Here is a 14137-nt window from a genome sequence, read left to right on the forward strand (position 1 = left end):
CCAGCCGTTGCCGTTCCAAGTTAGCGCTGCAATATGAATGCAGTTGAAATCGAACAAGCCATATCGGAATTGGCCGAACAGCCCTTTGATGCTGCTGAATTTTCCTATCAATTTCTGGCTGCGTTCGGGAATAAAGCCACCACGATCAAGCAGCTGAAAAGCGGTAACAGCGACCAGAGCAATATGGATGGCGCGGTCTTACAGCGCAATCATATCCATATTGCAACTTGCGACACAGGCACGGTCGACGGCACGCTGAAAGCCCTGCGGGAAAGCCCGAAGACGCAATCTGCCAAGGCCAAATTCATTCTCGCCACAGATGGCGAGACTTTGCATGCCGAGGACTTGACCGGTGGCGAAACCGTGGACTGCGACTATGTTGATTTCCCGAACCATTTCGGCTTTTTCCTGCCGCTCGCGGGTATCACTACGGTCAAGCAGATCCGCGAAAGTTCCTTCGACATTTGAGCGACCAGCCGGCTCAATCGGCTGTATTTGACGCTGCTACAAGACAATCCAAATTGGGCCACCGCCGAGCGGCGCGTCAATATGAATCATTTCATGGCGCGGCTGATCTTCTGCTTTTTTGCCGAGGATATCCAAAAGGCGGCATTCGTGGATTTGGCAATGGCCGAGATGGTCTATCCATCGGCTAGTCGACATCCGTTAACTTGGATTCGATGTTGGCCCAGAGAATGCGGGGCAACTAGCATTTTTGGCTCGAGGCGAGGGTAGGGGGTTAGGGCCTGCTATCGGGTCAGACGTAAGATGCGGGGCAGCACAGCATCGGGATAGGTAATTCAGAAGAGAGTAATTCTTTCAGAACAGCAGAAAATTTGAATCATGAAGTTGAAAGGAAAAATTCCAGCTTCGTGGTTCGAAACCACTCAGCGCGGCAAAGCCGCAAAGGAAAGAATCTTATGAACTATACCATTCCAGTTAACCCATCCGACTACCAATGCGGTGTAAATGATATCTTGCTCGCAGTTGAAAACGAATTCTGTGCCTCCATTGCTACGCCATGCCCGGGGTTGAATACACTGGTTATGGGAGGCAGCAGACTGACCAAAGAAGCGGAATTCGACATTGCCGAATACTCTTTTGAACAGGACTGGAACATAATCTATGTCGCTATAGATAAGTCAAAATACAATTCCAAGCATCGGCTGGACGACATGAAAATCAGCTTTTTCGACGCAAGCGGATGGGGCGAAGCCACAGTGTATGATGACTGCAGAATTTGGAAAGAAGGAGCCTTGGCCCGTCTCGTGCTTCAAACTAGCGAACCGCTTGAGATGAATGTAAGAATAAACGGAGATGTCGAAATACGCGATGGCGAATGTTCCTACCACGAGCACGGGTTCGACCTCGCCCGCAAGGATCTAGGAAAGCGAACGACGCGGAAGCAGTTGTCGGTCCCGGTCATCGGCACGATCGGAGATGCCAATGTAATTTTTGATATACAGACCTTGCCTAAAGCCTGGGTCACCGATTGATCGGTTAAAACCGAAGCGGCAATCACAATAGTTCGCAAGACGCGAACACCTACAAATCAATACCCGAGTAATGAAAGGGTTATTGAATTAGGGGGTAGAGGGGAAAAGCGGAGGCCGAGCCCGGCCCCGTGGCTTCGCCATAACTGGGAGACAATTAAGAAACTGTAAAGAGCATGCAAGATAATTGCTGACAAGCTGCTCAGCAGCCACTGGGGGACGCAGAAAAAGGTCTGCGTCCCCCAGAGCGCCTGAGAGGCGCCTTTGTCCGCTTACGGCGGACGTGCCCGAAGTTCTATATATCGGGATTTTCCACTCTCCTCTTCATAATCATTTATTGGCTTAGGCATCGTGATCGACTGCAAGTCGTTTATAAATTTTACTATTTTCATTTTTCAGGACTCCATATGCCGACGCATGCGGCTATATTCTTTTTTCCCTTCAACCCGGGAATTTCAAATTTCCCGTTCTTCAATCAGTTCTTTTTGAAACTGCCGCTATCGCGCCGCAGAAAAGCGGACCTCAGTGAATGGTGCTCTTGGTGTCGGCATGGTATACTGACCGATTGTTGCCATTAATTCCCGGACGCGTTGAGTTCAGGCGATGGTAGCTTCTAGGAACGAGCGTCGACCTTGGGAATGACGTCATTTGGGCGCATTTCGCTCCGTCTGTAGTTGGGCCGATTGCGGACTGTCCGGTTCTGGATAGCCAGCCCAACTAGCGGACATTAAACGCGGAGCGATTGTAATGTCAGCTTCCGCCGCAATCCCGGCCACTCCTGAGGTGTTTGCGTCCGCTCGAAAGTGGACGCGATCTTCGTGCGTTCAAAGTGAGAAAAGTCCAAGACCCGCTACGATTTCATCCTTAGTCTGCTCGCTGATCTCCCGGCCCCGCTAGCCCAAACTTGATTGTTGACTTAATATCATCAAACGTAAACATGCTATTGTATGGATTCCATTGGAGAAATGTCGGTTTTCGCTGAGGTCGTGCTAACAGGAAGCTTCGTTGGCGCAGCGCGGCGGTTTGGACTTACCGCTTCTGGTGTAAGCAGAAAGATTAGCCGATTTGAGGAACGGCTTGGTGTCCGATTGTTTAACCGGACAACGAGAGCCTTGTCTCTAACTGAGGCCGGTGAGGCATTGTTCGAGCGCTGTGAGGGGATACTCCAATCTATCGATGACGCTGAGAGCGCAGTCCGCGACTTAAGTGGCAATCCAAGAGGAATATTGCGGGTCGCTGCATCCGATGCATTCTCAATGCACGTTATTGTCCCGTTCTTGAAAACCTTTTCTCAAAACTTTCCAGACCTTTCCATTACCCTGATGCAGGCTGATGGTGGGATTAATTTACTCGGCGAACGAATTGATGTCGCTATTCTTTTTGCGAAGCCTGACGAAAATTCATTCATTATCCGCAAGCTTATCGATGATCCTTGGGTCGTCTGCGCGTCTCCTGACTACCTAGAGCAACATGGCACGCCAGCTTTGCCCAGCGAGCTGTCTGAGCATCGCTGCCTAACCATACACGCAAGAGGCACCACAAATGACCAATGGAAATTTGGAACTGATGGCAAAATTGAGACGATATTTATCGAGAGCAATTTTTCAGGAATAGGCCTCACAGTTAAGAAAGCGGCATTGCAAGGAATGGGCGTCGCGCGTTTGGCGCATTTCCTGGTTAGCGATGATTTAGCCGCAGGACGGCTCAAGCCGCTGCTCATGAACAATGTCATTCAGGACGACCGTGCTATATTTGCTGTCTATCCAAACCGCCAACATTTACCTTCGAAATCACGGGTTTTTATCGATGGATTGTCGAACTATATCGAAAAAACATTGATTGTGCCTGCTCCCACAATGAAAACCGATGATACTAAATTGTGTCCGCAACCCGATAGCGCGACAAAATAAGCTTGTCGTAAAACCCGTCCGTCAGCTTGCTACAGATCCTTCACCCGAATTATGTTCAATCTGTAAATTCAGCAATATTGCCTTAACTGGTGGAAGAAGAAGTAAGCAAACTATGACCCCTGTTAAAATACCGATTATGAATGCGATTGCTTTGGCGATCCAGCTATCGAATGACAGGATTGCAACAAGGATTAACGGTGTGATCACAATCATTGTAAAGAAACCAACGAAAAAAGCTGGGCCGTCGGCGGTATCGGCAACTGTTAAATCTAATCCGCAGTTTGGGCAGCTATCGTAGAATTTTAGATAGGATCTGAATAAGCTTCCTTTTTCACATGCCCCGCACTTGAGCCTAATTCCTGATTTGATAAGCTCGCTAGTCTCATGTTGCATGCTTGTATCCTTATGAAATAACATATTTGCTGACGCCCCGTCATCGATCTGAGCATATTTGTAGGTCGCGGGATATCTCCAGCCGGTGGTAATATAGAGATGGAATTGGCCTGCACCTATATTGCAAGCAGCATGACATTAGTGACAAATAGTCATTAATATCCTGTCCAATAGCTTATGCCGCTACACTGGCCATCGAGCCCATAACTGGATAACAGATGAATCATTAGTGGGCATAGACTGTGATTGGATCAGGAAGCTTAGCCATCGAGAAACAGGCGGAAATCGGCCAATTGGCAATCGTCGATCCTGTCATCAAATCGAAATATTAAATTGGGCAAACTGTGACCATCAAAAACGTAAGCGATCATAATGAAAACTTGTTTGGTAGCATTTGGATGGTCGTTGGCATGGCCATTTTTGCGATAGAGGATGCATTTGTCAAAGCGGCGGCTGTTACACTACCGGTCGGTCAGATTCTCATCATGTTTGGCTTAGGCGGGGCGTTCATATTTGCCTGTGTGATCAAGCTCAACGATGATCCTCTCTTTGTCCGGGAAGTCGTTTCACGCTCTATGCTCGTCCGCGTTTTCTTTGAGGTCGTCGGGCGATTGTTCTACGTGCTAGCCATTGCTTTGATCCCACTGTCGGCCGCTACCGTGATCCTTCAGGCAACGCCGCTTGTTGTCGTGGCAGGGGCGGCATTGATCTTTGGTGAAAAGGTAGGATGGCGAAGATGGACGGCAATCATCCTTGGATTGATCGGGATCGTGATTATCGTCCAGCCAGGGACCGATAGCTTTTCCATGCTTTCAATTTTGGCTGTCGTGGGAATGATAGGGTTCGCGGGTCGCGATTTGGCTAGCCGCGCCGCGCCGGCATCGCTGAGCACGTGGATTCTCGGATTATACGGGTTTTTGTCGATCATTCTTGCCGGGGTTTTGGTGTCCGTTTGGCAAGCGACTTTATATGTCCAGCCTAACTTCGAAATGTCTCTCTATATATTGGGGGCAGTCCTCGCGGGCGTTTGTGCTTATTCGTGTCTGATGAAAGCAATGCGAACGGGTGAGGTCTCAGCCGTTACCCCGTTCAGATATACGCGGCTCCTTTTTGGTATTGCCCTTGGCATTGCGCTCTTTGGTGAACAGTTAAGCCATTCAATGATGGTTGGATCAGCATTGATTGTGATTTCGGGTCTGTTCATTCTCTGGCGAGGAAAACACGCTAAAAAATATGAAATTGATATCAACGGGCAACGAATTTCAGACCAATAACAAAAGGTGCCTAGGCCCGTTAGTATTTGGCGCAAACAGTCACCTTCGACCGATAAAGGAGCATCTGCCTTCACGCATTGTGGCTCTTAAAACAGACAGTCCGCTTTCCACCCAGAAGCGGACATCTCCATTATAGAAAAAACCCCGACGACCGGGGAGGTCGACGGGGCGTTGGAACGGCGGGTCGCGAATGTCGTTCCATCGTTGATACTAGCGCGCAGGCATCTGGTTGAATTGTATAAAATGGACTCGCGGGTCACCACCCAGTTATTGCCATTATGGTGCGACTGCATCGACTTCAGGCAATGACAGCTTCCAGGAACCAGCGTCAGCCTTCGGAATGACGACAATTGGGCGCGAAGCGGACATAAAGCCGGGCAGCTGCGAATGTCTCCAAAAAGGGGCGTTTGCCGACCAGCCGCTTTTATGTTCCATCCAATCAATTCTAATGACCGAAACTGGTGCGGAAGCTGACATTGCAATCGCTCTGCGTTTTTGTCCGCTAGTCGGACCAGCTGCACAGAACCGGACCGTCGGCAATCGGCCCAATCGCAGACGATCTGAAATGCGCCCAAGAACAGACCATTACTCAAAAATTGATTTTGACCAAAAGCCGACATTCAATTGCCATGCCCTCCATGCGTGTTGGCGTCGGTTAAACTTCGCTTGTTTGACAAATAATATTTCTCGAACCCGACGATGATAACGATGCCGACAAATGCGATGACTATAATCCACGGATCACTGTTGGCTTTCATCATCAGGAAAGCGCCGAGCACAACGACATCGAAAAATATCGCGCTCAGCAATACCCATCCTTGGGCTCCTACATCCTTACGTAAATATCTGAACACACCCCAGTGGATGACGATGTCCATCACCAGATAGAAAATCGCGCCAAGCGATGCGATACGGCCCAGATCAAAAAATGCGGCCAGCAAGCCTGCTGCTATGACGGTATAAACCAATGTATGCGTCTGAATGCCGCCAGGCATGCCAAAGTGACGGTGCGGAATAAGCTCCATATCGGTCAGCATCGCAAGCATGCGGGAGACCGCAAACACACTGGCAAGAAGTCCCGATGCCGTTGCAATAATGGCAATGGCAACGGTAAACCAAACACCATAGTCACCAAAGGCCGGGCGGGCCGCTTCAGCGAGCGCATAGTCCTTCGCCGCGGCAATTTCATCAATGCCAAGCGTCGAGCCGACCGCAAAGGCCACCGCCATATAGACGAGCAGACAGATCGCCAGCGAGATCATGATCGCACGACCTACGTTCTTTTCAGGATGGACAACTTCTCCGCCGCTGTTGGTAATTGTCGTAAAGCCCTTGAACGCAAGAATGGCGAGGGCAATCCCGGCGATAAATCCGGTCGGAGAGGCCGCGCTTTCTGGCGCACTTTGCGCAGATTCAAAGGTGAAACCAGCGGCCCAAAGTATCGCGAGAGAGAATATCAATATGCCGCCGATTTTGAGTATTGCAGTGACCGATGAAATCGACCCGATAATCTTGTTGCTTGCGATATTGACGAGAAAGGCAAAAATGATCAGGCCGATAGCGAGTATCGGCACCAAGATGGAATCGCGGCCAACGTCGAAGAGTTGCAATGTGTAAGTCCCGAACGTCCGGGCAACGAGGCTTTCATTGATGATCATCGAGAAGGCCATCATTAGCGCAGCGGCTCCCGTCACTGTCGCGGGTCCATAGGCCTTTTGCAGGATCATGGCGATGCCGCCAGCGGAAGGATATTTATTGGACACCTTGATATAGGTATAAGCGCTAAATCCGCTGATCACGGCGGCAATAAGGAAAGCCAGCGGGAATAATGGGCCGGATAATTCCGCAACCTGCCCGGTCAGAGCAAATATCCCCGCACCGATCATAACACCGGTGCCCATTGCCACTGTTCCCGCCAATGTCAGGCTGCCCGCTTTGTAGGACGAGGTTTTTTTACCGGTTTTCACAGCGCTCCCGTGGTCGTTCATCGCCATTCACTTCTAAATCGCGCTGCCCGGTCCGCAAAGCGGTTCATATGCGATACCGCTTCCGTTGTCAGAGGATGTTGTGTCGCATCCTCCCTGGGTGAAATAAGTTCTGCCAATGCACGAACTTTTTCATGGGTTTTATCTGGGCTTTCCGAAAGCAGAGCCAACACGATATTCTCCAGTGCAATAACGCGAACTCTAAGCTGGACGAGTTCGGCGTTACCTATGTGCGGATATTCCGATGTCCGGTTATCCTCTTCGGTTTGTGCGCCACCTTCATTGTCCCAGCGGGAAAGCGCACGATAAGGGTCCCGATATAGCTCGGCGTCTTTTTTATCAGTCATGGATCTTTCCTGTCTACTTGGGGCTGCCTTCTCGCGAACCAGAGTGTGATCGAAGGTATAACGATCCACATCACAATAGGGATCAGGCCGACATCTACAAACGGTATGACCGGCATAAGGTCGCTATAGCGCCAACCCCAATCCCAGTCGCGCGGCACCTTCGTCGCGAATATTTCGATGACTAGCGTGATTGTCAGACCCGTTCCCAAATAGACCCCCAACATCCAGATCTTTGGATCGAACATCCAGTATCTATTTCGTTTGAGCAAAGAGACGAGCGAATAGGCGACGAGCAGGATCCCGGCATCGCCGAAACTTGCTTGCGTGCAGCCCAATGTCCTCTCCCAATAGGTTGCCTGTCCGACATCAAAAAAGGGCATCTGCAGAAACTCCCAGATGAAGGAGGTCATAAAGCCGAAAATCGCGACGTGCACTTCAGGTTGCTTGTCAAAGTTCATGATACGACAACTCCGGTTTTGAATAGCGAAACAGGACCCGCTGCGGTCGGGAAACTGTGCAATGTAGGAAGTTGGGTCAAAATCATTTCAGCTTTTCCGCCTCGCGTCTGCGAAGCAGATAATATGCTGCGGGCACAACAAATAGCGAAAGCAAAGGCGCGCTCAGCATGCCGCCGACCATCGGAGCGGCAATCCGGCGCATCACTTCCGACCCGGCGCCTTCGCCGATGAGGATCGGGAAAAGGCCTGCCAAGATCACCGCTACGGTCATCGCCTTTGGCCGTATTCGCAGCAATGCGCCTTCACGCACTGCCTGTTTCACCTGCTCTGCGTCCGGCTTTTCGCCGCGCGCTTCCAGTGCCTGTTTCAGATAGATCAGCATCACCACGCCAAACTCTGCTGACACGCCGGCAAGCGCGATAAAACCAACCGCAGTTGCAATTGACTGGTTGAGGCCCATCGCATAGAGCAGCCATAATCCGCCGGTGAATGCGAATGGCAATGTTGCCATGATCAGCAACGCTTCATCAAAACGGCGGAAGGTCAGATAGAGCAGAAAGAAGATGATCGCCAAAGTGGCGGGCACGACCACCATCAGCCGATTGGTTGCGCGTTGCAGATACTCGAACTGCCCGGTATAAGCCACGCTAACACCCGGTGGCAGATCAACCTCCTTGCCAATGGCCGCTTGCAAATCTGCAACCACCGACACCAGATCGCGTCCCCTGGTATCGACGTATATCCAGGTTGATGGCCGCCCATTTTCACTGCGCAGCATCGGCGGACCGGAACTGATGTCAATGTCGGCGACCGTGCCCAAGGTAATCTGCTGCAAGGATGGCGTGAGAACCGGAAGATTTCGCAGGTTTTCCAGGCTATCACGTATCTCCCGCGGATAGCGGACGCTTATCGGATAGCGGGCGAGCCCTTCGACGGTTTCGCCAACATTCTTGCCCCCGATTGCGCTCGATACGACAGACTGGACATCGGAAATATTGAGTCCGTAACGGGCGGCAGCCGCGCGGTCGATATCAATGTCGATATAGCTTCCGCCGGTCAGTCTTTCCGCCAGGGCCGAACTGACACCTTCAACCTTTTTGGCAGCAGCCTCGATTTTCTGGGCGACCTTGTCAATTGCATCGAGATTATCACCCGACACCTTGATCCCGATCGGGCTTTTAATTCCCGTCGAGAGCATTTCGATACGGTTGCGGATCGGCGGAATCCAGAAATTGGCCAGTCCGGGAACCCTGACCGCTTTGTCGAGCTCCTCAATCAGCTTGTCCGACGTCATGCCCGCGCGCCATTCTTCCTTCGGCTTGAAATGGATGGTCGTCTCGAACATGGTTAGCGGAGCAGGATCAGTTGCTGTATCGGCGCGCCCAGCCTTACCGAACACTGTTTCCACTTCAGGCACCGATTTTATCAATCGGTTGGTCTGTTGAAGCAGTTCTGAGGCTTTCGCCGGAGATAGCCCCGGCAGGGCATTGGGCATGTAAAGCAAATCGCCTTCATCCATTTGCGGCATGAACTCGCCGCCAAGCTGGCTGATCGGCCAAGCGCTGGTAGCAAAGATGAGCAGCGCGATCACGAGCAGTTTTTTCGGGCTTTTGAGCGACCAGTCGAGTGCTGGCCTATAGATTTTCATGAGGAAGCGACTGATCGGATTTTTCTCTTCGGACGGTATTTTTCCGCGAATGAAATAGCCCATCAAAACCGGTATCAAGGTGATCGAGAGAATGGCAGCCCCCGCCATCGCGTAGGTTTTTGTGAATGCCAGTGGGGAGAATAGCCGTCCTTCTTGCCCTTCCAGGGTAAAGATCGGCAGGAATGAAAAGGTGATGATGAGCAGGCTGAGGAAAAGCGCCGGGCCAACTTCAACCGCTGCATCGACGATCAGCTGCCATCGCTTTTCGCCCGGCATTTCGGCGTCCGGGTTGTCATTCTGCCATTTTTCAAGATGCTTGTGCGCATTCTCAATCATGACAATGGCGGCATCGACCATCGCGCCAATGGCAATGGCAATTCCGCCAAGCGACATGATATTAGCGTTAATCCCCTGAAAGCGCATGACCAGAAATGCGATCAATATACCAAGCGGTAGGGTTAGAATAGCCACGAGCGCAGAGCGCGCGTGCCAAAGGAACAATGCGCACACAATTGCAACGACGATAAATTCTTCGAGCAATTTCGTGGTGAGATTATCGACCGCCTTGTCGATCAGTTCGGAACGGTCATAGGTCGTCACAACCTCGACTCCGGGCGGCAGGCTCTGCTTGAGCGTCGCAAGCTTCGCTTTCACCCCGGCAATAGTCTCGCGGGCGTTTTTACCGGAGCGCAAGATGATGACGCCGCCAGCCACTTCGCCTTCACCGTTCAGTTCTGCTATCCCGCGTCTGATTTCGGGGCCTATTTGAATCCGCGCAATATCACCCAAGGTGACGGGAATACCGCCGCGCGCGGTTTTTAAGGGAATGGCCCGGAAATCATTTAGATTTTCCAGATAGCCGTTGGCCCTCACGATATATTCGCGTTCGGCCAGTTCCACGATCGAACCGCCGACTTCCTGATTTGCGTTCTGGATCGCCTTGATCACGCTGTCTTGGTCAATCCCCAGAGACACCATCCGGTCAGGATCAAGCACAACCTGATATTGTTTCACCATACCGCCAATGGACGCGACTTCCGCAACGCCGGGAATGGTCTGCAATTCATAGCGGAGGAACCAGTCCTGCAACGAGCGAAGCTGGGACAGGTCATTGCGCCCGGTTCGGTCGACAAGGGCATATTCATAGATCCAGCCGACACCGGTTGCGTCTGGCCCCAGCGTCGGGACAACGCCGGTCGGCAGATCGGCTTGAACCTGATTGAGATATTCCAGAACCCGCGAACGTGCCCAATAGAGATCGGTGCTGTCATCAAACAGCACATAGACATAGCTGTCTCCATTGAATGAATAGCCGCGCACCGCGCGTGACCCCGGAACCGACAGCATTGTGGTTGTGATGGGATAGGTAACCTGATTTTCGACGATCTGCGGAGCCTGTCCGGGATAGGGGGTGCGAATAATGACCTGCACATCGGAAAGGTCCGGCAGGGCATCGACCGGCATGGTTCTGACGGCCCAGATACCCGACGCCAGCAATGCCGCCATTATGAGCAGGACAAATATGCGCGCATTTACGCTGAGCCGTATGACCTTTTCGATCATTGGTTGGCCTCTGCGCGGCTAATGCTGGTGATGGTTGATCCGGTTTCCATTTGCATGAAGCGGAAGGTCACGCGGTCGCCTTTTTTAAAGCCGCGCAACAAACCCGGTTTGGCGAGTTTGAAGTCCATCGTCATGGCTGGCCATTTGAGGGCAGGCACGGGTTCGTGCGACAAGGTGACCGCGCCGCTTGTGATCGCTTCAATTCTGCCGGATGTTTGATAGCCGGACATTTTCTTGGGCGCGCTTTTCTGCTCACCCTCAATCGGACGCACTTTGATCCCTGAAAGGCTCGCTTCTGAATCGACCAGAAACTGGCCAGAAACAATTACTTTTTCACCTGGTAATAGGCCGGCCAATATTTCCGTCTGTCCGCCGCCTTCGCGGCCTATTTTGACCTCTGCCGGGCGATAGCGACCCTTGCCATTCGCTAGCATTACCAAGTTGCGCGTTCCGGTTGCGATAATCGCTTCGGTGGGGACCAGAATAGCAGGACTGCCCGTGTCACCCATATCTACGGTAGCGAACATGCCGGGACGAAGTCGTCCGCCTTTATTGGCTAGTTCGATCCGTCCGGTGAGCGTTCTGCTGCCGCTTTCGACGGAAGGCAAAATCGCAATGACTTTGCCCGCAAACTCCATATCGGGGAAGCTTTGCAGTTCAGCAACGGCGCGCTGCCCTACCCGTATTTCCGAGGCCCTTGCTTCGGGAATGGCAACATTCAGCCATACGGTATTCAGTCCGTTAATCTGTGCCAGCGGCTGGCCTTCAGCCAAGGTCATACCTTCTCTTACGCTCAGGCTTTCGATCACCCCGCCGATGGGCGCGGACACCGTGTAAACGCTTTGCTGCCTTCCACTTCGCTCTACCCGGCGGATCAGATCGTCTGGCATGCCCAGCAGCCGCATCCGTTCCTTTGCCGCTGTGGCAAAGTGGTCATTGCCGCTTCGTGCTAGCGCAAGATATTCTGCCTGTGCGCCGCCCCAGTCGGGCACCAATATGTCAGCCAAGGGAGCTCCAGCGGGCACAATGTCGCTGGGAGCACGGCGATAGGTGCGCTGGACAAATCCGCCCGACCTGGCCTGAACAATGGCGATATCGCGTTCGTTAAACTCGATTGTTCCCGTTACACGGAGCTTGGACTCAATTTTTCCAACCAACGCCTCAGCGGTGCGGATACCCAGATTTTGCGCAATATCCGGAGAAATGGTGATCCCCGGCTCGCTGGCATTCCCATCACTGGCTTCGCCAGCATATTTGGGAACAAGCTGCATATCCATGAACGGAGACTTGCCCGGTGCGTCAAATTTTTGCTGGGGAAACATCGGATCATAATAATAGAGGATATCCCCGTCGCCCTGCGTAGTCGCGGTTTTACTGCTATCGCCCGCCCCGCCAGTGCCGAGCCAATATCCGCCACCGCCCGCGGCCAGAACCGTAGCAAGAACAAGCACGCGCCATTTATTGTCTTGGATGGATGTCAGCGTCATGGCTGGTTCCTCTCATAAGTATATTTGATGCGAACTGTGTCGCGAACCAACGTGGCTTCCCGGTCGAGCAGATCGATTTCCGCCTCTGCGAAGGTCACGGCTGCATTGAGCGCCGTGTCCAGATCAACGCGGCCGGCGCCGTAGCTAACCCGTTCCAGTTCAGCCTGTTTTTTGGCCAAGGGTAAAAGTGTGTTTTTGGACCGTTCCCAGTTTTCCCGGTAAGACCGGTTTGCAGCGAGATCGCTGGAGAGCTCTGCGTGCAATTGCCTTTCCAGATCATTGGCTTCCAGCCGGGCTGCGCTGGCTTCCAAAATTCGCGCGTCGATGATCGGGTTTTGCCGCTTTTTTGCAAATAACGGTAGATCGATCGTTACACCAACCGAGACATATTCGCCATATTCCGGCCGGCGATGCACATAAGAGGCATTCACACTGAAGTCGGGTCGCTTGTTCGCCCGCGCCAGTTCCACGTCGGCGTCGGCCCGTTCGACTTTCGCATCCTGAATGTCCAGAATGGGTAGCTCCTTGATCGTGCTGACAAGAGCATCCCGGTCAATGGTGAATTCAGGGAGCGTCCCTTCGGTTTCGGGGCTTTCGACGCCGGTCCACCGAGCGAGCATTGCCCGTGCCTTTTCAATATCAGCGGCACGCAGCGAGCGCCGGTCAGCTAGTTTCGCGATCAGCCGTTCCGGCTCGAACGCTTGAGCTGGACGTGTGGTCCCTGATTCAAGGCGCGCGCCAACCGTTGCCGACACTTCATTGAGGCTTTGCTGCAAAACTTCCAGTATTTGGAGCCGCCGCTGGGCGTAATAGAGATCGATCCAGGAAAGCGCAGAATAAAGCTGCACATCCTGAACCAAAGTTTCCTTATTGGCTCTAGCCACTGTTATGTCCGCCATCGCCTGACCTGCCCGGGCGCGTCTTTTTGCGCCATTGGGAATATCCTGGCTGATACCGATCCTTTGCCTGGGAAATCCGTCACGACCCGGCCGCGGAGAAATCTCGAATGGGCCAGCAATTCTCCGATCCATTATGTCGACGCTGAGTTTCGGATCTGGAAGTTGATCGGCCGCAATCGCGGCGCTCTGCGCCGCTTCAACAACGAGCGACCGGGCCTCTATTGCTGGCGTCGCTGTCTCTGCCAGTTCGACCGCTTCTGCGAACGTGAGTGGTTCGGCTTGAAGGGAAAAGACGGGGACATATAGCGCTAAGGCCGGCAATGCCAACAATGGGCGCCGGGATCTTGCCTGGCGGGTTTTCGGTCGATATTTCATTATGCTTGCTCACTAAAATAGTAGGGCGAACATGCCGTCATCGGTGGCGGCAATTTTTAACCTTGGAGGTTAGATGTTCGAAAGTTTGCGGGCTTGCTTCTCGCCGGTATGCCAGAGCAATTTCACAGAAATCGGACAGAGATCGCAAGAATATCGTCACCCTAAAAAAGGCGGTATTCGCGATCTGCGTTCAAGCAATAATGGGAGGCTTTATCTCGGGAATGCTATGCATGCCAGTTGGGTTTCCAAACAGACGGCGCGTGTGGGACATAGCTTTAACGGCGATTGTTTCGGCGAAAGCTGGG

Annotated in this window: 10 protein-coding genes and 1 pseudogene; 4 read left to right on the forward strand and 7 right to left on the reverse strand. The window is 52.4% G+C overall.

Going from position 1 to position 14137, the window contains the following annotated elements:
• Positions 1-33: 33 nt before the first annotated feature.
• The 3 genes and pseudogenes from HUO14_RS16540 (at position 34) to HUO14_RS10395 (ending at position 3403) form a co-directional block, all read left to right on the forward strand.
• Positions 34-735, forward strand: a pseudogene (locus HUO14_RS16540) (type IIL restriction-modification enzyme MmeI).
• Positions 736-920: 185 nt separating this feature from the next.
• Positions 921-1496, forward strand: a complete 576-nt coding sequence (locus HUO14_RS10390) for a hypothetical protein (RefSeq protein ID WP_123906289.1) — start codon at positions 921-923, stop codon at positions 1494-1496.
• 962 nt (positions 1497-2458) lie between these two features.
• Positions 2459-3403: a LysR family transcriptional regulator gene (locus HUO14_RS10395; RefSeq protein WP_159645595.1), complete on the forward strand. Its 945-nt coding sequence runs from the start codon at positions 2459-2461 to the stop codon at positions 3401-3403.
• 21 nt (positions 3404-3424) lie between these two features.
• Here the strand turns inward: HUO14_RS10395 and HUO14_RS10400 are convergent, their stop codons facing one another.
• Entirely contained in the window at positions 3425-3796 is a 372-nt protein-coding gene (locus HUO14_RS10400; protein WP_159645592.1) for a DUF983 domain-containing protein, read from the reverse strand.
• A gap of 344 nt (positions 3797-4140) precedes the next feature.
• Between HUO14_RS10400 and HUO14_RS10405 the strand changes: the two genes are divergently transcribed.
• A complete protein-coding gene (locus HUO14_RS10405) occupies positions 4141-5070 on the forward strand; it encodes a DMT family transporter (RefSeq protein WP_201295655.1) in 930 nt (309 codons plus the stop codon).
• A 620-nt stretch (positions 5071-5690) separates the two neighbouring features.
• On the opposite strand, the gene HUO14_RS10410 is transcribed toward HUO14_RS10405, so the two are convergent.
• The 6 genes from HUO14_RS10410 to HUO14_RS10435 form a co-directional block, all read right to left on the reverse strand.
• Positions 5691-7037, reverse strand: coding sequence for an APC family permease (locus HUO14_RS10410; RefSeq protein WP_236553978.1), 1347 nt, complete (start codon positions 7035-7037; stop codon positions 5691-5693).
• Positions 7038-7054: 17 nt separating this feature from the next.
• Positions 7055-7402 (reverse strand): hypothetical protein, encoded by a 348-nt coding sequence (locus HUO14_RS10415; protein ID WP_100093767.1) that lies wholly within the window; start codon positions 7400-7402, stop codon positions 7055-7057.
• Positions 7399-7860: a hypothetical protein gene (locus tag HUO14_RS10420; protein WP_100093768.1), complete on the reverse strand. Its 462-nt coding sequence runs from the start codon at positions 7858-7860 to the stop codon at positions 7399-7401. The genes HUO14_RS10415 and HUO14_RS10420 overlap by 4 nt, the downstream gene beginning before the upstream one ends.
• An 82-nt stretch (positions 7861-7942) precedes the next feature.
• Complete coding sequence (locus HUO14_RS10425) at positions 7943-11071, reverse strand: efflux RND transporter permease subunit (protein ID WP_100093769.1); 3129 nt, start codon at positions 11069-11071, stop codon at positions 7943-7945.
• On the reverse strand, positions 11068-12558 hold the full coding sequence (locus HUO14_RS10430; protein ID WP_100093770.1) for an efflux RND transporter periplasmic adaptor subunit: 1491 nt from the start codon (positions 12556-12558) through the stop codon (positions 11068-11070). The genes HUO14_RS10425 and HUO14_RS10430 overlap by 4 nt, the downstream gene beginning before the upstream one ends.
• Positions 12555-13784, reverse strand: coding sequence for a TolC family protein (locus HUO14_RS10435; RefSeq protein WP_240616931.1), 1230 nt, complete (start codon positions 13782-13784; stop codon positions 12555-12557). Before HUO14_RS10435 ends, HUO14_RS10430 begins: the two co-directional genes overlap by 4 nt.
• Positions 13785-14137 lie beyond the last annotated feature (353 nt).

It is taken from the genome of Parasphingorhabdus flavimaris, from assembly GCF_013371215.1.
Classification (GTDB): domain Bacteria; phylum Pseudomonadota; class Alphaproteobacteria; order Sphingomonadales; family Sphingomonadaceae; genus Parasphingorhabdus; species Parasphingorhabdus flavimaris.